We start from the raw sequence: 17,700 nt of genomic DNA on the forward strand, positions 1-17,700 counted from the left end.
GTCAGGCGGGGCGCCCCCACCACATCGTCGTGTCGCCGTAGGCACGGTCGCGATCGGCTTCGAGGCCGGCGGCGGCCCAGTCGGGCGCGGGGGAGCGCTTCGCGCGTTCGACGATCACCGTGGCATCCGGACTCAACCGCGGAGCGAGGGCGACCAGGGCGCGCGTGAGCTCGTCGTCGCCGACGTCGTAGGGCGGGTCGAGGAACACCAGGTCGAATTCGGCGACGGATGCCGTGAGCCAGGTCGTGACGTTCGCGCGGTGCACGCGCGCGGGGGCGTTCACGCCCGCGGTGCGCAGGCGGTCGGCGTTCTTGCGGATGAGCGCCGCGGCGGGGGCCGACAGTTCGACGAGGTCAGCGGACGCCGCGCCGCGGCTGAGGCTCTCGAGCCCCAGGGCCCCGGATCCGGCGTACAGGTCGAGTACGCGCGCGTCGTCGAGCAGACCGGCCGCCTCGAGCGCGCCGAACAGCGACTCGCGCACGCGGTCGCTGGTGGGTCGCGTGCCCTTCGGGGGGACGTCGAGAACGGTGCCGCCGGCGCGGCCGGAGATGATGCGCGTCACCGTCTCAGCCTAGGGTCCGGGCGCCGTCGCCGCCGGGAGGGCCGTCGGTGTCGGAGGCCCTGCCTAGACTCGGGAGCATGCCCGGATTCTCGCTCGCGTCGCGCCTCGACGGCGCCATCGGCGGCAAGACGGCGACGGCGTTCGACAAGGCGTTCGGCGTGAAGACCGTGGGCGAGCTGCTGGAGCACTATCCGCGGCGGTACGCGCGGCGCGGCGAACTCACGCCCATCGCGTCGCTGCCGCTGGGCGAACCCGTCACGATCGTGGCCGAGGTCGTCAGCGCGAGCGAGCGCCGCATGCAGAACCGGCGCGGCTCGCTGCTCGAGGTCGTCATCAGCGACGGCGACGGGCGCATGTCGCTGACGTTCTTCAACCAGCCGTGGCGGCTGAAAGACCTCACGCCGGGCCGACGGGGCATCTTCTCGGGCAAGGTCGGCGAGTACCGCCGCCAGACGCAGCTGACCAACCCCGACTACGAGCTGTTCGACGACCTCGCCGAAGCCCGCGCCGAGGCAGAAGTCACGGCGAAGCGGCCGATCCCGATCTATCCGGCGACGAGCTCGGTGCCCAGCACCCTCGTGCAGAAGACCATCTCGCTCGTGCTCGACGGGCTCGACGACATCGACGAGCCGCTCCCCGAGAGCCTCCGCGCCCGGCGCGGGCTGCTCCCCGCGCGTGCGGCGCTCGAGAGCATCCACCGCCCGCAGCACGATGACGACATCCCTCCCGCGGTGCAGACGCTACGCATGCAGGAGGCCTTCGTGCTGCAGACCGCGCTTCTGCAGCAGCGGCAGTTCGTGCGCGCGCTGTCGGCGACCAAAAGGCCGGCGAGCCCCGGCGGGCTCCTCGAGCGGTTCGATGCGATCCTCCCGTTCGAGCTGACCCCCGACCAGCAGACCGTCGGGGCGCAACTGCAGGCCGACCTCGTGGCCGAATGGCCGATGAACCGTCTCGTGCAGGGCGAGGTCGGCTCGGGAAAGACGCTGGTGGCGCTGCGGGCGATGCTGCAGGTCGCCGAGTCGGGCGGGCAGTCCGCGCTCATCGCGCCCACCGAGGTGCTGGCGGGTCAGCACCTGCGGTCGATCGCGCGGATGCTGGGTCCCGAGCTCGCGCCCGAGCTCATGCCGACACTGCTGACGGGGCAGATGCCCGCGGCCGAGCGCCGCAAGGCGGCGTTGCGCGTCGCGTCGGGCCAGGCGCGCATCGTCGTCGGGACCCACGCCTTGCTGAGCGCCACCACGACCTTCGCCGACCTCGGGTTCGTGGTGGTCGACGAACAGCACCGCTTCGGTGTCGATCAGCGCGAGGCCCTGCGCTCCAAGGGCGACTCCCCGCACACCCTCGTGCTGACCGCGACGCCCATTCCGCGCACGGTGGCCATGACGGTGTTCGGCGACCTCGACGTCTCGACCATCCGCACCATGCCGGCCGGTCGCGCGGGCATCCAGTCGTTCGTCGCCCCTCTCGCCGAGAAGCCCGGCTGGTTCGCCCGGGTGTGGGATCGCGTGACCGAAGAGGTCGCGCTCGGCCGACAGGCCTTCGTGGTCTGCCCCGCGATCGACGCCGATCAGGTGGCCGACGGGAAGAGCGACGAACCCGCCGACGCGCCCGATGCACCCGCTCCGACCGCCGCCGAGGGAGCGCGCACGCGCTGGGGGGTCGTGCAGGTCGAGGCCCTGCTGTCGCAGTTGCCCGCCTTCCGCGGCATCCACACGCAGATCCTGCACGGCAAGATGTCGGCCGACGAGAAGGACGCCGTCATGCAGGCCTTCGCCCGCGGCGACATCGACGTGCTCATCGCCACGACCGTCATCGAGGTCGGCGTCGACGTGCCCAACGCCTCCACGATGGTGATCCTCGAGGCCGACCGCTTCGGCGTGTCGCAGCTGCACCAGCTACGTGGTCGCGTCGGTCGAGGGGGCCTGCCGGGGCTGTGCCTGCTCGTGACCGAGGCCGCGCCCGGAACTTCGGCGCGCTCGCGTGTCGAGGCCGTCGCCGCGACCCTCGACGGCTTCGCGCTGGCCGAGGTCGACCTCGAACTACGCGGAGAGGGCGATGTGCTCGGTGGTGCGCAGTCGGGGGCACGCTCCTCGCTCAAGCTGCTGCGGGTCATCACCGACTCCGAGCTCATCGTCGAGGCCCGCGCCGAGGGCGAGAAGCTTCTCGCCGACGACCCGGCTCTGCAGCGGCATCCGGCCCTCGCCGCCGCCCTCGAACGCCGAGTCGGGGTCGAGGAGCGCGCCGCGCTGGCGAAGTCCTGAGCGCCCGCCGCCTCGGCCGGGGCGATCGGTAGGCTGGCGACATGGATCCCCGGATCGCCGTCGTGCCCGGCTCGTTCGACCCGCCCACGCTCGGTCACCTCGACGTCATCCGTCGTGCCGCCGGTCTGTTCGACCAGTTGCACGTGCTCGTGGTGCACAACCCCGGCAAAGAGGCGATGCTGCCCATCGCCCAGCGTCAGCAGCTGCTCGAGCAGTCGATCTCGGAGGCGGGCGTCGAGGGCGACGTGATCGTCGCCGCGTGGAGCATGGGCCTGCTCGTCGACTACGCCACCGATGTCGGGGCGAAGGTGCTGGTCAAGGGCATCCGCTCGCAGGTCGACGTGGCCTACGAGACGCCCATGGCGATCGTCAACCGCGACCTCGCGCATGTCGAGACGGTGTTCCTGCTGCCCGATCCCGCACACGCCCTCGTCTCGAGCTCGCTCGTGCGCCAGGTCGCAGGACTCGGCGGAGACGTGTCGCCCTACGTGCCGCCGGCCGTCGCCCGCTTCCTCGACACCGGCGCCCGCGGCATCTGAGACGCCGCTGCAGGCCGAGCGATCCGCCCGGCGTTCGCCCCCGCGTGCCGCCCGGCCCCCGTTCAGGCGCCCGCCGGTAGCATTGACGACCGTGAGAACCCACCGACCCGGACCCTTCCAGCTCCCCGTGCGCGACATCGAGCGCCACCCGGGCGAGATGCGCGAGCACAGCCTCGACCTCGCCACCCCCGAGAAGTGGGGCGAGGGGCTGCTCTCCATCCCGGAGGGCGAAACGCTCGAGCTCGACGTGCGTCTCGAGTCGGTGCACGAGGGCATCCTCGTCTCGGGCACCGTCGACACCACGGCCATGGGCGTGTGCGGACGCTGCCTGATCGACATCACCGAGCCTGTCGAAGTCGAGTTCCAAGAACTTTTCGCGTATCCTGGGGATGAAGCGAGCGACTACGACGTTCAAGACGACCACGTGGATCTTGAAAATCTGGTCCGGGATGCCATTGTCCTGTCGCTTCCGTTCCAGCCGGTGTGTCAGCCGGACTGCCCCGGGCTCGACCCGAACACGGGCGAGAGGCTGACGGAAAGCCCCGGCAACACGGAGCAGACGCCTGCCGATCCCCGGTGGGCAGCGCTCCAGCAGTACACCCCAGACGACGGCGATGCGCTCCGCGCCGCCCCCAAGACAGAGAAGAGCTAGTCATGGCAGGTAACCCCCCGAAGCGGAAGGTCTCCCGCTCCAACACCCGCTCGCGTCGTGCGCAGTGGAAGGCTGAAGCCCCCGCGCTGGTCAAGACCATCGAGAACGGCAAGGTCGTCTACAGCCGCCCCCACCAGGCGAAGGTCGTCACCGACTCGCAGGGCACCGAGCTCTTCCTCGAGTACAAGGGCCGCAAGGTCGCCGACGTCTGATCGGCGATTCGTGACGCGTAACAACGTCGAGCGCGCAGCGCTCACCGAGAAGCTCGGGGTCGACATCGACCCCGAGCTTCTTTCACTCGCTCTGACGCATCGCTCGTTCGCCTACGAGAACGGCGGCGTCCCGCACAACGAGCGGCTCGAATTCCTCGGCGACTCCGTGCTGGGCCAAGCCGTCACGGTGCGCCTGTTCACCCGGCATCCGGATCTCGATGAAGGAAGCCTCGCCAAGAGGCGCGCGAGCGTCGTGTCGACGGTCGCCCTCGCCGAGATCGCGCGGACGATCGACCTCGGGGCGCACATCCGGCTCGGCCGCGGCGAAGTCCTCACCGGGGGCCGCGACAAGGATTCGATTCTCGCCGACACCATGGAAGCGCTGATCGGCGCGACCTTCCTCTCGGCGGGTCCGGATGCCGCGTCCGCCATGGTCCTGCGTCTGGTCGAACCGCTCATGGCCGACCCCGAGCGCTACGGCGCCGCGATGGACCCGAAGACGAGCCTCCAGGAGATCGCCGCGCGGCTCGGTCTGTCTGCGCCTCTGTACGGCGTCGAGGCGACGGGTCCCGACCACGACCGCCGCTTCACGGCCACCGTGACGGTGGGCGACGTCTCGACGACCGGCGAGGGGTCGAGCAAGAAGCAGGCCGAGATGGCCGCCGCCCTCACGGCGTGGCGCGAGCTCGACGCGCGTGCCTGAGCTCCCCGAGGTCGAGGTCGTACGCGCGGGTCTCGAGCCCGCCGTCACGGGCGCCCTCATCTCGTCGGTCGACGTGCGCGACGAGCGCGCCCTGACCCGGCACACCGGGGGAGCGGCGCACTTCGAGGCGGAGCTGACCGGCCGGCGCATCGCATCGGCCGTGCGGCGCGGCAAGTTCTTGTGGATGCCGGTCGGCGACGACGAGGCGATCGTCACCCACCTCGGTATGAGCGGACAGATGCTGCTGCGCCTGCCCGGGTCCCCCGAGGAACGGCACGAGCGCATCCGCATCGAGCTCGAACACCCGGAGCATGGCGCCCTCTCGGCCGTCTTCGCCGATCAGCGCACCTTCGGCTCCCTCGCGATCGACCGTCTCGTCGACACCCCCGACGGTGCGGCGGGTGGTCGGGGATCCGCGCTCGCGCGGGTTCCCACGCAGGTCGCGCACATCGGACGAGACCCTCTCGACCCCGCATTCAGCGCGACGCGCTTCCGCGCGCGGCTCGCGCGCACGGCATCCGGCATCAAACGCGTGCTGCTGGATCAGACGGCGGCCAGCGGCATCGGCAACATCTACGCCGACGAGTCGCTGTGGGCGGCGCGCATCCACCCCGAGACCTCGGCGCGCGATCTGTCGACCCGGGCGGTCAATCGACTGCTCGGCGAGGTGCAGGCGGTGCTCGAGAAGGCCCTTGCCGAGGGCGGCACGAGTTTCGACGCCCAGTACGTCAACGTCAACGGCCAGGCGGGTTACTTCGCGCACTCCCTGAACGCCTATGGGCGCACGGGGCAACCGTGTCCGCGATGCGGGCGGCCGATCGTGCGGGTGTCGTTCATGAACCGCTCGAGTCACTTCTGCCCGCACTGCCAGAAGCGGCGCTGAATGTTACGCTCGGGCGGATCGCTCGAGGGCACAGACGCCGACGGACTCAGGGGACGAGAACGCATGGGACAGATCGAAGTCGACAGCGACGCGTACGAACGTGCGCGTCAGACACTCGCCCAGGCGGCTGACGCACTGAGCGCCGCCGGCGGCACGCTGGGTTCCGCCGTCCCCGGTCTCGCCTTCGGCCCGCTCGCGGCCTTCATCCCTCCGGGATTCAACGCGCTGGGCGGTGTCGTCGAGGGGGCATCGGCCATCGTCGGCGCGCGCGCACAGCGGACGTCGCAGGGCATCGCCACGGCCTTGTCGGGATTCCAGCACGTGGAGGATGCCGCGCAGGCCGACGCGCAGCGGCTCGAGAGCGACCTCTGATGTCCGCCGTCGCCGTGGCGCCCGAGGCGGACAGCGCCGCGTCCGTCCTGGCCGCGGCCGGCTGGCAGAGCCAGTTGCCCGCCCCCGGCGCGGGCGGCGACGACTGCGGCAGCGGACTCTCGGGATTCGCATCCGTCATCGCGCGTTTCGTCGCTCCGCTCGAGGACCTGCTCGAGGAGGTCACCGGAGACCCCGCCGGGCTGTACCACGCGTCCCACACCTGGGAGGTCTACGCGGGCGACGTGCAACAGGTGTCCCAGCTCTACTCCGACGCTCTCCGGCAGATCCAAGGTCATGTCCAGGGCCTGACGGCGACGGTGGTCGAGGGGTCACTGGCTCTCTTCGCGGCGGGGACCCACTCGATCGCCGACTGGTCGAAGGTCGTCAGCCAAGCGCTGCAGCTCTGCGTCCGCGCCGTCGAGATCATGCGCTCGCTCGTGTGCAGTGGATTCGAGCTGCTGTCGTCAGCCGCGGGCGTCATCGGCGACGTACTCTTCGGCAGCTGGCCGTGGGAACTCGACGAGAAGGCCCAGGCGATCAGCGACTTCGCCGACAACTGCGCCGTCGTCATCGACGAGGTCGTGGCCAACATCGACCGCGTGCTGCAGGCCCTGCGCGAGCTGGTTCGTCTGCTCACCGACCTCTACCGCGCGATTGTGCCGTTTCATCAGAACCTCGAGAACCTGATCGGTCAGCTGCTCGAAACGTTCCCTCCGGGGAGCATCCCCGGTGTCGGGGGACTTCCCGGGCTCGCCCCGAACGACGGGACCTTCGGCGACATCGACAACCCCGGGCCGGAGCCCTATCCCGGCTCCGACCAGCGCTTCCGGCAGGACTACCCCCTGGGGTACCAGCACGAGTACGACCTGGGCACGACGGATATGACCACCGCGGAATTGAACCAGATGCTCCGGGATCAGTTCGGTCACGTCTTCCTCCCCTCACGTGAGGGCGACAATTCGCAGCTCAACATGCAGCTGACCGGGGAAGGACAGACCATCAAGACGTCGCTCTTCGGAATGGGCATCCCCGGGGTCACGGCCGGCGACATCCAGGTGCAGCAGATCACCGACGACGGGTTCGTGATCGCTGCCCAGCCCGGCCATCCCGAGTACCCGGGTGAAGTGGCGTTCCGGCTGCGCAACGTGGACGGACGAGCGGTGTTCGAGGTGACCGGGGCGTACGACGAGACCATCCTCAGCGGCCTGGGCTTCGGGGGCGACACGAACGGGGCCTATGCCGGCATCTCCGATGTCAGCATCTGGGCCGACATGCAGTACCGACTCGAGGACATGATCAACTATGGCCCGTCTTGAACGATGGATCGCGGCGCTGCTCGTCGTCGGCGGAATCGCCTCGCTCACCGCCTGCACGCAGGCGCGGCGCGACGACGTCCCGCACGATGCCCCATCGGGGGGACAGACGCTGAGCGAGATGCGAACCGCCGTGTCGGAGATCCCCGGCCTCGCGGTCGACATCACCGGCGGTGGCGCCCCGAACGTCAAGGGCAACACCGGCTACGACATCGCGGTGACCGTCGCGCCCGGTTACCGCATCGCCGACGGCCCGGCTCTGATCGACTTCCTGACCGAGTCGGCCTGGTCGGTGCGCGAGGGGTACATGCCGAACGCGCAGATCTCGATCAGCGTGACGGACGCCCCCGGCGGAGACTTCGACGCGGCCGCCGCTGCCGCCGAAGCGGGCTGGATCGAGCCGCGCGAACCCGTGCCGGGATCGAACGGCTTCACGGTCGCCGCCATCAGCGTGCGCGACGGTTCGCCGGCGCGTGAACGCCTGGGGGACTGGCCCGGGGCGGTGCCGGCCGCTCCGACCGACCTGACCGCTGCGGGCTGAGACGAGGAGACGAGATGACCGACCCTTTCATCGGCATGGATGCCGGATTCGAGGACGCGCGTCGTCGATTGAGCGAGATCCGGGCCCGCGCGCACGACAACACAGCGCGCGCTCACGCGTTGGCCGACGACGTGCACGAGATCACCGCCGAGGCGCGGAGCCCGCGCGGCGAGGTCACCGTGCGCGCCGGCGTCGGGGGACGCGTGCAGGACGTCTCGTTCGCCGCCGAGGCCGCACGCCTCGACCTCGACGCCCTCGGTCGATTGACGACCGAAACCATCGCCGACGCCCAGCACGCCGCGATGAGCCGTCTCGCCGATCGCGGGGCCGAGTTGTTCGGCGCCGAGTCCGACATCGCTGCGAGCCTGCGTCGCGACGCCGACACGGGTTACCCGCCCTCCCGTCCGCACTCGTCATGAGAGGCCGAGCATGCATGTGAAAGCGGACACGGATGCGATCGCCGCGATGGGGCGAGCGCTGTCGAGCTCGGCGGCCGCCCTCTCCGCAGACCTGGACGCCCTCGCCTCCGCTTCGCGCACGCTGCAGGGCGAATGGGCAGGAGAGGCGCAGACCGCTTTCGTCGGTCGGCACGCGCAGACCGATGTCTCGCTCCGACAGACCGCGGCGTCGCTGAGGTCGGCCGGCGCGCGCGCCGTGCAGTACGCGGACGACCTCGCGACCGCCGACGTCGACGGCGCGCGCGCGGTCATCGGGTTCTGAACGTCTCCGGTCACCCGCCCCGCGGGTGCGGTCTGCGTGGGACCACCCCCGGCTGAGAGGTGACGGCGACCGCGCGGACCGGGGCACCGGCAGTAAAGCCGACGCCCCCATCCATCAGTCCAGGACCTTCTTCCACACGCCCTCGTACGAGAGGGGGCGGAAGCCGATCTCCTCGTTGATCGAGAGCATCGGCCGGTTCTCCTCGGCGTTGTAGGTGATCACGCGAGGCGAGTCGGGCGCGACCTCGTGCCAGGCGAGCAGGCCCGCGCACTTCACGAGCATGCCGAGGCGGTGGCCGCGATGGCTCGCGACGACCAGGGTGTCCTCCTGGTGCGTGGCGGCCGCGCGGTCTTTTCCGATGACGAGCTCGTTGAAGGCGGCGAGCTCACCGGTGTCGACGTGCTGCGCCGCGGTGACGAGAAGGTGCCGACCGGCGTCGAGGTAATCGCGCTCGTAGCGGCGCAGGCGCGCGGCATCCCACACCTCCTCGTCGAACTCGAGTCCGGCCGAGGGGGCGTCGGTGACCATGCGCGACTTCATCCACGCGAACGCATCGACGAACTCGTCGGGCGTGGGCAGCGTCCACTGCACCACGCGGTACCCGGCCGCAGCTCCCTCAGCCGCAGCGAGGAGATTCTCGAGGTGGGGCCGCGAGCCCTCGAGGTCGAGGGCGCTCACCCGCACGATCTGCTCGAGGGTGTTGCCGCATGCCAGGAAGAAGCGGGCCGCGTGATCTTCGGGGATCGCGCCGAATCCCGTCGGCGCCGCGACCTGCGGTCCCTCGGCGGCGGGGTGCTCGGCCCACGACTGCAGGACCGTGCGTCCCTCCTCGCGGGCGACGCTCTCGATGAGGGCGAGGGCGGTGCGGCCGATGCCGTGGCCCCACGCGGAGCGCCGGAGGTCGATGTGCCAGAAGCCGGTGCGGGCGCCCTCCTCCTGCGGGAACTCGAGGCCGACGCGGCCGACGACCTCCCCGTGGAAGACGACGATCCACGCGTAGCGCTTCACGTCGGGCTTGGGCTGGTACATCGGCAACAGCTCGTCGGCGGGCATCGACCCGTCGTCGTGGCCGGAGATCTCGGCGTAGATGAGGTTGCGCAGGCGCACCATGTCGCGGAAGTCCGCGGCATCCGGTGCATCGATCGAGGTGGGGACGTGCAGGGGGCGGAGCTCGAGGCCGGCCGTGAGGGTGGTCATGTCGTGACTTCCATGTCGCAGGAGGAGACGGAGGGGTGGGGTCGACCGAGTGGTCGACCCCACCGGGATCAGAACGGCGGGCGGCTGAACGCAGCGGCGCTCTGCCACGCGCGTTCGCGGCGATCGCGCTCGGCGGCGGCGTCGCGCGCCCGCAGGGCTTCGACGGCCCGATGGTCGAGGGCCCGTGCACGGTCGGCGTGCCGCGTCAGCAGCCAGAGGCCGAGACGCAACGAGAGCCGGTCGAACAGGCCCAGCGGCCGGTAGGCCGTGGTGTCGAAGGTGATCGTGGACGGGGTGGGAGTGGTGGGGGGCGCGGCCGTCGTGTGCTGCGGCGCGCGCGCGAACAAGGCGTTCATGCGGAGGCTCCGTGAAGAAGAGGAGTGCGAGTGAAAAGGCGCGCGAAGCGCGGGCGGGATCACGGGGATCCGGCGGGAGCGGCGTCGGAGGACGGCTCACGGGAGGCGGAGACGCAGGGCGTCTCGACGCGACGGGTCAACCCAGACGAGAGGGCATGCCGACGGCGGTGGTCACTCCGGTGACGGGTGCGGAGAGCACGGGAACGGCGATGAAGCCGGTGGCGGTGAAGCCGGTGTTGGTGCGAATCATGGGAGGACCTCCTCTCGACGTCGGTTGCGACTGCCGACGCTAGCGAAGGCATTCAGCCGATGTCAAGCACTCGTCCAGAAATGGCTGGTCCCCGGGCGCGTCGCACGCCTGTGATCGGCTCGGCGCCGCGGAATTCCGCGCCTTTCGGCTAGCGTGAGACGCCGGGTCGATCGAGGGAGGGTGACGTGCATCTGAAGAGCCTGACCCTCCGCGGCTTCAAATCGTTCGCTCAGTCGACGACCTTCGCCCTCGAACCGGGGGTGACGTGCATCGTCGGTCCCAACGGATCGGGCAAGTCCAACGTGGTCGACGCGCTGGCGTGGGTGATGGGCGAGCAGGGGGCCAAGACCCTGCGCGGCGGCAAGATGGAAGACGTCATCTTCGCCGGTACCTCGACCCGCGGCCCCCTCGGCCGCGCCGAGGTGCAGCTCACGATCGACAATGCCGACGGCGCTCTGCCGATCGACTACAGCGAAGTCACCATCAGCCGCACGCTCTTCCGCACCGGAGCGAGCGAGTACGCGATCAACGGTCAGACGTGCCGTCTTCTCGACGTGCAGGAGCTGCTCAGCGATTCCGGCCTCGGCCGCGAGATGCACGTCATCATCGGGCAGGGGCGGCTCGACACGGTGCTGCAGGCGACGGCCGAGGATCGACGGGGGTTCATCGAAGAGGCCGCCGGCATCCTGAAGCATCGCCGCCGCAAAGAGAAGACCGTGCGCAAGCTCGAGGCGATGGAGACGAACCTCACCCGTCTCAGCGACCTCGCCGGAGAACTGCGGCGTCAGCTGAAACCGCTCGGCAAACAGGCCGAGATCGCGCGCGAGGCGGCGACCATCGCCGCCGTCGTCCGCGACGCGAAGGCGCGACTGTACGCCGACGAGCTCGTGCTGTTGCGCACCCAGCTCGCCGACGCCGCGCGGGCGGAGAGCGAGCGGCACACCGAGCGACTCGGCCTGCAGGAGCAGGCCGAAGGGCTTCGCGGGCGGGTCGAACGCCTCGAGAACGACCAGCGTTCCGAGGCCGTCGACCGTGCGCGCAGCGTGGCCTTCGCCCTCGAGCAGGTGCAGGAGCGCGTGCGCGGGCTCTACACGCTCGCCGGTCAGCGTCTCGCCCTGCTCGCCGACGACGGCGACGGCGGGGGAGGGTTCGCGCCCACCGTCACGCAGTCGATGATCGACGACGTCCGGGCCGAGATCGACGACATCGCCGCGGGCCTGGGCGATGCTCAGGATGCCGCGTCGCAGGCCGCCCGCGGAGTCGCGCGATCGCGCGCCGAGCTCGATGCGCTCGACGTCGACATCGCCGCCCAGAGCGCCCTCGTGTCGGAGCACGACATGCGCCTGACGAGCCTGCGCGGTGCGGCAGATGCCGCGAACTCGGCCCTCACCGCGGTGCGCGCAGGCGTCGATCGACAGCAGCGGGCGCTGGACGCCGCACTGGTGCGTCGTGCCGAAGCCGAGGAGGCGCGCGCGGGGCTCGATCCCGACGTCGCCCCCGAGGCGGCCAGCGCCGAACACGCTGCGGCCTACGAGCGCGCGCAGCGCGAGGCGAACGACGTCGAGACGCGCGTGGCCGGGCTGCGCGAGCGTCTGCACGCCGCCGAACGCGAACGCGATGCCCTCGAGGCGCAGACGACGGCTCTCGGCCGCGCCCTCGATGTGCGCAACGCCGCCGCAGACCTCATCGCCGCCGGAGGCCGCGGCATCCGGGGTCTCGTCGGAGATGACGTCAAGGTCACCGCCGGCTACGAGGCGGCGATCGCCGCGGCGCTCGGTGGCCTGGCCGAGGGCTTGCTCGTCGACGACGCTGCGGCGGCCTTCACGGCGGCGCAGACCGCGAGCGAGGCGGATCTGGGCGTCGTGGACATCGCGATCGCGGATGCCGCGGGGGCACAGCCCGCACGAGTCGCCGAGGGGACGCCGGCCGTCGACGTCGTCACCGCGTCGTCGGGCGTGCGCGGAATCCTCTCGCGCGTGGTGATCGTCGACGACCTCGAGGCAGCGCGCGCGGCGCAGTCGTCTCTCGAGCCCGGCGTGACGCTGGTCACCCGGGCAGGGGAGCTGCTCACCGCGCACACCGTGCGCGCGGGCTCGGGTGCGGGCCGATCGCGACTGGAACTCGCCGCCGAGCGCGATGCCGCCGCTGAGCGTCTGGCAGAGATCGTCGTCGTGGCCGACTCGCTGCGAGAGGCCCTCGCCGACGAGCAGCGCGTGCTGACCGAGGCACGCCAGAAGACGAAGGACGCGCTCGCCCACCTGCGCGAGCACGACGCGGCACTGGCGGCCCACGCCGAGAAGGTCAACCGCGTGACGGTACGTCACGAAGCCGCCGTCGCGGAGTGCGAACGACTGGCCGCGGGACTGGCGCAGACCGAGACGGCGGTCGCCGAGGCCGAGGACGCCGCCCGCCGAGCCGACGAGGCCCTCGCCCGGGCGCTCGAGGCGCCGCGCCCCCTGCTCGATGCGTCGGCGCGCGAGGGGATGGCCGCCGCCGTCGACACGGCTCGCGAGGTCGAGATGCGGGCGCGCCTCGACATCGAGACGCTCAAGGAACGCGTGCGGGCCGGGGAGGCGCGCATCGTGCAGCTCGAGCAGCAGCGGGAGCGGGAGCGGTCGGCGGCCGAGGAGGCCGCTCGCCGGGCGGTCATCCGCCGCGCTCAGCGCGAGGTCGCCGCCGAGGTTGCCGGTCACCTGCCGGCGCTGCTCGACGCGATCGACCGGTCGGTGAGTCAGGCGCGCGTCGAGCTCGCTGCGGCGGAGGCCGCCCGCACGGCCGTCACCGCTGAGCTGACCCGCGCGCGGGCTGACGAGACAGTGGTGCGCGAGCGACTCGCGCGACTGACCGAGAGCGTGCACGGCCTCGAGCTGCAGATGCACGAGAAGAAGCTCCACGTGACGAGCCTGCTCGAGCGCGCGCAGTCCGAGCTCGCGCTCGACGAGCACATTCTCGTTTCGGAATACGGTCCCGACCAGGTCATCCCCCCCGAGACGGGGGGCGAAGGCGTTCCCTTCGAGCGGGCGGCGCAGAAACGTCGACTGCAGGATGCCGAGCGCAAGCTGTCGCAGCTGGGGCGGGTCAACCCGCTGGCACTGGAGGAGTTCGCCGCCCTCGAGCAGCGCCACGCCTTCCTCACCGAGCAGCTCGCCGACCTGCAGCAGACCCGCGCGGACCTGCAGACGATCATCGCCGAGCTCGATGAACGCATGCAGACGATCTTCGTCGCGGCGTTCGAGGACACCCGCGCGGCGTTCACCGAGATCTTCCCGATCCTGTTCCCGGGCGGAACCGGCAGCATCGCCCTCACCGACCCCGAGAATCCGCTGACGACCGGCATCGAGGTGTCGGTGCGACCGGTGGGCAAGAAGATCGAGCGGCTGTCGCTGCTCTCGGGCGGCGAGCGCTCGCTGGCGGCGGTGGCCTTCCTGACCTCGATCTTCACGGCGCGCCCGAGCCCCTTCTACATCCTCGACGAAGTCGAGGCGGCGCTCGACGACGCCAATCTCGGGCGCCTGCTGGGTGTTTTCGAGAAGCTCCGCGCGAGCAGCCAGCTCATCGTCATCACCCATCAGAAGCGCACGATGGAGATCGCCGACGCGCTCTACGGGGTGTCGATGCGACAGGACGGCGTTTCGGCCGTGGTGGGCCAGCGCGTGGGCGACCGTGCCGCCCGACCCGCCCCCGTAAGCTGAAGCAATGGCTGAGAACTCCTGGTCGTTGGGCCGCGCGCTGCGCGGGCTGTTCGTCAAACCCACCATCGACGAGACGACGTGGGAGGACCTCGAGACGGCCCTGCTGACCGCCGATTTCGGCCCCGACGTCACCGAGCGGCTCGTCGACGAGCTGCGCGAGAAGGTCGAGCGTTTCCGCACCACGGATCCGCGCGACCTGCAGCGCATGCTGAAAGAGACGCTCGAAGAGCACTTCGCCAAGTTCGACACGACGCTGCGCCTCACCGAGCGTCCCGCCGTCGTGCTCGTGGTCGGTGTCAACGGCGTGGGCAAGACCACCACCATCGGCAAGTTCGCCAAGTTCCTGCAGCGCTACGGCCGCACCGTCGTCGTCGGCGCCGCCGATACCTTCCGCGCGGCGGCCGTCGACCAGCTCGCCACGTGGGCCGAGCGCGGGGGAGCGACCATCGTCCGGCCGCAGCACGAGGGCCAGGATCCGGCATCGGTCGCCTTCCAGACCGTGGCCCACGCCAAAGAGACCGGCACCGAGATCGTGCTCGTCGACACCGCCGGTCGCCTGCACACCAAGGGCGGCCTCATGGACGAGCTCGGCAAGATCAAGCGCGTCATCGAGAAGCAGGCCCCCATCAGCGAGGTGCTTCTCGTGCTCGACGCGACGACCGGTCAGAACGGCCTCATGCAGGCCCAGGCCTTCCTCGACAGCGCCGGCGTCACCGGTCTCGTGCTCACGAAGCTCGACGGGTCGGCCAAGGGCGGGTTCGTGCTCGCGGTCCAGGAGCTCACCGGCATCCCCGTCAAGCTCCTGGGCCAGGGCGAAGGCATCAACGACCTCACGGGTTTCACCCCGCACGTGTTCGCCTCGTCGCTCGTCGACTGACGGCGGAGTCGCCGCGCCCTATCGCATGCGCGGGTGCGGGCGGGTCGTCTTCCCGAAGAGCGGGCGGACTGCTTACATGGACTCATGGCCATCGAGCACGACTTCTTCGGACTCCTCGAGTCGGGCCCCGACGGGTCGATCTTCTGGAGTGAGAACGTCGAGTTCGGCGATCAGAGCGTCACGGTCGACCTGACCGCTCCCGACCAGGACGACGTCTCGGTCGAGGCGCTCGACGTCGCGGCATCCATGGTCTCGTCCCTCGAGGCGATCGACCTCGCCGCGCGCAACGCGATGGTCAACGAACTCGACGACCGCACCAGCGAGGTGACGGAGTACATCCTGCAGCAGCAGGCGACGTTCGGCGAAGAGATCGAAGACCTCCTCACCGACGTCACGGGCGACACCCACATCGACGTCATCAAGGCCCTGCAGCTGATGAGCATGACGATCCTCGCCGACGAGCACGGCGGGGCCGACCCCTTCGCGGTCCTCGAGTACGCGCTCGACCCCGACGCCACCGACGACGTGCTGCTGGTGAACCTCGCCTCCGACGGGCGGGTGCAGTCGGTCACCAGCGCCGACTGACGGCGTGCAGACCTTTCTGCCGTACCCCTCGTTCGCGGCATCCGCTGCCGCTCTCGATCTCAAGCGTCTGGGCAAGCAGCGCGTCGAGACGTTCCAGCTGTTACGCGCGTTGACGGTGCCCGACCACGGTTGGAGCCACCACCCCGCCGCGAAGATGTGGGACGGCCACCTGCCGGCGCTCGTCTCGTACGGCCTCGTCATGACGGACGAGTGGATCGCGCAGGGGCGCGCTGACACCGTGCGCGACAAGATCCGCGTGTTCGCGCCCGAGGTCGACGGCCTGGCTCAGCACGAACTCGATCTGCCCCCGTGGGTGGGCGACGAGGCGTTCCACCTCGCGCACCGCTCGAATCTCGTCCGCAAGGACCCGGAGTTCTACGTCCCTCGCTTCGGCGACGTGCCCGACGACCTGCCCTACGTCTGGCCGGTCTGACTCACTTCCCGTGGAAGAGCGGGATCACCAGGTAGATCCCGTAGACCACCGCGGCGGCGACGCCGGCGAAACAGACGAGACCGGCCATGGTGGCGGGCAGCGGTCGCGGTGTCTCGCGCGGGGCGACCACCGCGTTCGGTCCTTCGGGGTCGTCTCCATCCGGCACCCGAACGTCGGGGGCGCCGAAGGCGAAGAAGCGGATGCCGAGGGCGTACAGCCCCACGATGATGAGGGTGGCGGCCAGCCCCATCACGAAGACCAGCAGGACCGACCCTGCCTCGGTGCCGAGCCAGCTCATGCGCGTTCTCCTTCGGTCTGGCGCTGGCCGATGCGATCGGCATCCACCGCTTCATCGTTGACGTTCTCGGCCGACACCGGACGCCGGCGGGCGAGCACGAACAGGCCCACACAGACGGCGAGACCGCCCACCAACACCATCACGAGACCGGCGAGGCCGGTCGAAGCCGCCCAGGCGGCGCCTCCGCCGACGACGGCGGCGGCGGGCAGCGTGACGACCCAGGCGAAGGCGATGCGGGAGACGACGTTCCAGTGCACCGACGCGAGGCGCTTGCCGAGTCCCGAGCCGATCACTGCACCCGAGGTGACCTGCGTGGTCGAGAGCGGGAAGCCGAGGGTCGACGAGATGAGGATCGTCGAGGCGGCGCTCGTCTCGGCGGCGAAGCCCTGGGGCGGCGTCACCTCGGTGATGCGCTTGCCGACGGTGCGCATGATGCGCCAGCCTCCCAGGTAGGTGCCGAGGGCGATCGCAAGGCCCGCTGACAGGATCACCCACAGCTGCGGGCCGGTGCCCGCCTCCTGGAAACCGGCGACGATCAGAGTCAGCGTGATCACGCCCATCGTCTTCTGCGCGTCGTTGGTGCCGTGTGCGAGCGAGACGAGCGAGGCCGAGACGGTTTGACCGTGCCGGAACGCGGTCGACGACCCCGCCACCGTCGCCATCTTGGTGATGCGGTAGACGAGGTAGGTCGCGGCGAGCGCGACGATTCCCGCGATGAAGGGCGAGAGGAGCGCGGGGAGCACGATCTTCGACAGCACCCCTCCCCATTCCACGGCCTGGAAGCCGACGCCGATGATCGCGGCGCCGATGAGACCGCCGAACAGGGCGTGGGTCGAGCTGGAGGGGAGCCCCAGCCACCAGGTGAGCAGGTTCCACACCACCGCGCCCATGAGCCCGGCGAAGATCATCGGCACGGTGATCTGGGGGAGTCCCTGGTCGTTCTGGGCGAGGATCCCCTCCGACACGGTCTTGGCCACCGCTGTGGAGAGGAAGGCGCCGACGAGGTTGAGGACCGCGGAGATGAGCACCGCGACTTTGGGTGTGAGTGCACCCGTGGCCACCGACGTCGCCATGGCGTTGGCGGTGTCATGGAAGCCGTTGGTGAAGTCGAAGAAGATCGACAGGGCGACGACGAGAAGGACGGGGACGAGGACGGTGAGATCCACCGCAACTCCGATCGAGGGGTGATACCGGGAGCGGGTCGGTTGGCCCGGCGTCACGGTAGACCTCGGCGGTGAACGAAGTGTTCTCTAT

The 17,700-nt window shown here is 70.4% G+C and carries 20 protein-coding genes; 15 read left to right on the forward strand and 5 right to left on the reverse strand.

Annotation, left to right across the window (positions count from 1 at the left end; genetic code table 11):
* Nucleotide 1: 1 nt before the first annotated feature.
* Nucleotides 2–562: a 16S rRNA (guanine(966)-N(2))-methyltransferase RsmD gene (gene rsmD / locus M3667_RS06855; protein WP_251506676.1), complete on the reverse strand. Its 561-nt coding sequence runs from the start codon at nucleotides 560–562 to the stop codon at nucleotides 2–4.
* A 77-nt stretch (nucleotides 563–639) separates the two neighbouring features.
* On the opposite strand from rsmD, the gene M3667_RS06860 reads away from it, so the two are divergent.
* From M3667_RS06860 to M3667_RS06910, 11 genes are all read left to right on the forward strand, one after another.
* Nucleotides 640–2,823 carry an ATP-dependent DNA helicase RecG gene (locus tag M3667_RS06860; RefSeq protein WP_251506678.1) on the forward strand — a complete coding sequence of 728 codons (2,184 nt, stop codon included), beginning with the start codon at nucleotides 640–642 and terminating at the stop codon, nucleotides 2,821–2,823.
* A gap of 41 nt (nucleotides 2,824–2,864) precedes the next feature.
* Nucleotides 2,865–3,362 carry a pantetheine-phosphate adenylyltransferase gene (gene coaD, locus M3667_RS06865; protein ID WP_251506681.1) on the forward strand — a complete coding sequence of 166 codons (498 nt, stop codon included), beginning with the start codon at nucleotides 2,865–2,867 and terminating at the stop codon, nucleotides 3,360–3,362.
* A gap of 157 nt (nucleotides 3,363–3,519) precedes the next feature.
* Nucleotides 3,520–4,014: a DUF177 domain-containing protein gene (locus tag M3667_RS06870; protein ID WP_251507517.1), complete on the forward strand. Its 495-nt coding sequence runs from the start codon at nucleotides 3,520–3,522 to the stop codon at nucleotides 4,012–4,014.
* A 2-nt stretch (nucleotides 4,015–4,016) separates the two neighbouring features.
* A complete protein-coding gene (gene rpmF / locus M3667_RS06875; RefSeq protein ID WP_013586329.1) occupies nucleotides 4,017–4,226 on the forward strand; it encodes a 50S ribosomal protein L32 in 210 nt (69 codons plus the stop codon).
* A 10-nt stretch (nucleotides 4,227–4,236) separates the two neighbouring features.
* A complete protein-coding gene (gene rnc / locus M3667_RS06880; RefSeq protein ID WP_251506683.1) occupies nucleotides 4,237–4,929 on the forward strand; it encodes a ribonuclease III in 693 nt (230 codons plus the stop codon).
* A complete protein-coding gene (mutM, locus tag M3667_RS06885; protein WP_251506686.1) occupies nucleotides 4,922–5,812 on the forward strand; it encodes a bifunctional DNA-formamidopyrimidine glycosylase/DNA-(apurinic or apyrimidinic site) lyase in 891 nt (296 codons plus the stop codon). The genes rnc and mutM overlap by 8 nt, the downstream gene beginning before the upstream one ends.
* 63 nt (nucleotides 5,813–5,875) lie before the next feature.
* On the forward strand, nucleotides 5,876–6,184 hold the full coding sequence (locus tag M3667_RS06890; RefSeq protein ID WP_251506688.1) for a hypothetical protein: 309 nt from the start codon (nucleotides 5,876–5,878) through the stop codon (nucleotides 6,182–6,184).
* Complete coding sequence (locus M3667_RS06895) at nucleotides 6,184–7,500, forward strand: hypothetical protein (protein ID WP_251506691.1); 1,317 nt, start codon at nucleotides 6,184–6,186, stop codon at nucleotides 7,498–7,500. Before M3667_RS06890 ends, M3667_RS06895 begins: the two co-directional genes overlap by 1 nt.
* Entirely contained in the window at nucleotides 7,487–8,038 is a 552-nt protein-coding gene (locus tag M3667_RS06900; protein ID WP_251506692.1) for a hypothetical protein, read from the forward strand. Before M3667_RS06895 ends, M3667_RS06900 begins: the two co-directional genes overlap by 14 nt.
* A 14-nt stretch (nucleotides 8,039–8,052) precedes the next feature.
* Complete coding sequence (locus tag M3667_RS06905) at nucleotides 8,053–8,457, forward strand: YbaB/EbfC family nucleoid-associated protein (RefSeq protein ID WP_251506695.1); 405 nt, start codon at nucleotides 8,053–8,055, stop codon at nucleotides 8,455–8,457.
* A gap of 10 nt (nucleotides 8,458–8,467) precedes the next feature.
* The gene (locus M3667_RS06910) at nucleotides 8,468–8,758 is read left to right on the forward strand and encodes a WXG100 family type VII secretion target (RefSeq protein ID WP_251506698.1); all 291 of its coding nucleotides are present in this window, start codon (nucleotides 8,468–8,470) and stop codon (nucleotides 8,756–8,758) included.
* A 114-nt stretch (nucleotides 8,759–8,872) separates the two neighbouring features.
* Here M3667_RS06910 and M3667_RS06915 read toward each other — a convergent pair whose 3' ends face one another.
* Together M3667_RS06915 and M3667_RS06920 are read right to left on the reverse strand one after the other, a co-directional pair.
* Nucleotides 8,873–9,955, reverse strand: a complete 1,083-nt coding sequence (locus tag M3667_RS06915) for a GNAT family N-acetyltransferase (protein WP_251506700.1) — start codon at nucleotides 9,953–9,955, stop codon at nucleotides 8,873–8,875.
* Nucleotides 9,956–10,023: 68 nt separating this feature from the next.
* Nucleotides 10,024–10,311 carry a hypothetical protein gene (locus tag M3667_RS06920; protein ID WP_251506703.1) on the reverse strand — a complete coding sequence of 96 codons (288 nt, stop codon included), beginning with the start codon at nucleotides 10,309–10,311 and terminating at the stop codon, nucleotides 10,024–10,026.
* Nucleotides 10,312–10,746: 435 nt separating this feature from the next.
* On the opposite strand from M3667_RS06920, the gene smc reads away from it, so the two are divergent.
* The 4 genes from smc (at nucleotide 10,747) to M3667_RS06940 (ending at nucleotide 16,148) form a co-directional block, all read left to right on the forward strand.
* The gene (gene smc / locus M3667_RS06925; RefSeq protein ID WP_251506706.1) at nucleotides 10,747–14,253 is read left to right on the forward strand and encodes a chromosome segregation protein SMC; all 3,507 of its coding nucleotides are present in this window, start codon (nucleotides 10,747–10,749) and stop codon (nucleotides 14,251–14,253) included.
* A 4-nt stretch (nucleotides 14,254–14,257) separates the two neighbouring features.
* Nucleotides 14,258–15,130, forward strand: a complete 873-nt coding sequence (ftsY, locus tag M3667_RS06930) for a signal recognition particle-docking protein FtsY (protein ID WP_251506708.1) — start codon at nucleotides 14,258–14,260, stop codon at nucleotides 15,128–15,130.
* Between the two features lie 84 nt (nucleotides 15,131–15,214).
* Entirely contained in the window at nucleotides 15,215–15,715 is a 501-nt protein-coding gene (locus M3667_RS06935) for a DUF2004 domain-containing protein (RefSeq protein ID WP_144834913.1), read from the forward strand.
* 4 nt (nucleotides 15,716–15,719) lie between these two features.
* Nucleotides 15,720–16,148, forward strand: coding sequence for an MSMEG_6728 family protein (locus tag M3667_RS06940; protein WP_251506711.1), 429 nt, complete (start codon nucleotides 15,720–15,722; stop codon nucleotides 16,146–16,148).
* Between the two features lies 1 nt (nucleotide 16,149).
* On the opposite strand, the gene M3667_RS06945 is transcribed toward M3667_RS06940, so the two are convergent.
* Nucleotides 16,150–16,446: a hypothetical protein gene (locus M3667_RS06945; RefSeq protein ID WP_251506714.1), complete on the reverse strand. Its 297-nt coding sequence runs from the start codon at nucleotides 16,444–16,446 to the stop codon at nucleotides 16,150–16,152.
* Entirely contained in the window at nucleotides 16,443–17,612 is a 1,170-nt protein-coding gene (locus M3667_RS06950; RefSeq protein ID WP_251506716.1) for an inorganic phosphate transporter, read from the reverse strand. The genes M3667_RS06945 and M3667_RS06950 overlap by 4 nt, the downstream gene beginning before the upstream one ends.
* Between the last annotated feature and the right edge of the window lie 88 nt (nucleotides 17,613–17,700).

This window comes from Microbacterium sp. P26, from assembly GCF_023712585.1.
Classification (GTDB): Bacteria; Actinomycetota; Actinomycetes; order Actinomycetales; family Microbacteriaceae; genus Microbacterium; species Microbacterium algihabitans_A.

What these genes read in the sequence shown, in the direction of transcription:
- coaD (WP_251506681.1), top strand. Translation starts at nt 2,865, where the DNA reads ATGGATCCCCGGATCGCCGTCGTGCCCGGCTCGTTCGACCCGCCCACG.
- M3667_RS06895 (WP_251506691.1), top strand. Translation starts at nt 6,184, where the DNA reads ATGTCCGCCGTCGCCGTGGCGCCCGAGGCGGACAGCGCCGCGTCCGTC.
- M3667_RS06890 (WP_251506688.1), top strand. Translation starts at nt 5,876, where the DNA reads ATGGGACAGATCGAAGTCGACAGCGACGCGTACGAACGTGCGCGTCAG.
- M3667_RS06910 (WP_251506698.1), top strand. Translation starts at nt 8,468, where the DNA reads ATGCATGTGAAAGCGGACACGGATGCGATCGCCGCGATGGGGCGAGCG.
- rpmF (WP_013586329.1), top strand. Translation starts at nt 4,017, where the DNA reads ATGGCAGGTAACCCCCCGAAGCGGAAGGTCTCCCGCTCCAACACCCGC.
- M3667_RS06920 (WP_251506703.1), bottom strand. Translation starts at nt 10,311, where the DNA reads ATGAACGCCTTGTTCGCGCGCGCGCCGCAGCACACGACGGCCGCGCCC.
- M3667_RS06945 (WP_251506714.1), bottom strand. Translation starts at nt 16,446, where the DNA reads ATGAGCTGGCTCGGCACCGAGGCAGGGTCGGTCCTGCTGGTCTTCGTG.
- M3667_RS06860 (WP_251506678.1), top strand. Translation starts at nt 640, where the DNA reads ATGCCCGGATTCTCGCTCGCGTCGCGCCTCGACGGCGCCATCGGCGGC.
- M3667_RS06900 (WP_251506692.1), top strand. Translation starts at nt 7,487, where the DNA reads ATGGCCCGTCTTGAACGATGGATCGCGGCGCTGCTCGTCGTCGGCGGA.
- ftsY (WP_251506708.1), top strand. Translation starts at nt 14,258, where the DNA reads ATGGCTGAGAACTCCTGGTCGTTGGGCCGCGCGCTGCGCGGGCTGTTC.
- M3667_RS06905 (WP_251506695.1), top strand. Translation starts at nt 8,053, where the DNA reads ATGACCGACCCTTTCATCGGCATGGATGCCGGATTCGAGGACGCGCGT.
- M3667_RS06870 (WP_251507517.1), top strand. Translation starts at nt 3,520, where the DNA reads ATGCGCGAGCACAGCCTCGACCTCGCCACCCCCGAGAAGTGGGGCGAG.
- M3667_RS06935 (WP_144834913.1), top strand. Translation starts at nt 15,215, where the DNA reads ATGGCCATCGAGCACGACTTCTTCGGACTCCTCGAGTCGGGCCCCGAC.
- M3667_RS06915 (WP_251506700.1), bottom strand. Translation starts at nt 9,955, where the DNA reads ATGACCACCCTCACGGCCGGCCTCGAGCTCCGCCCCCTGCACGTCCCC.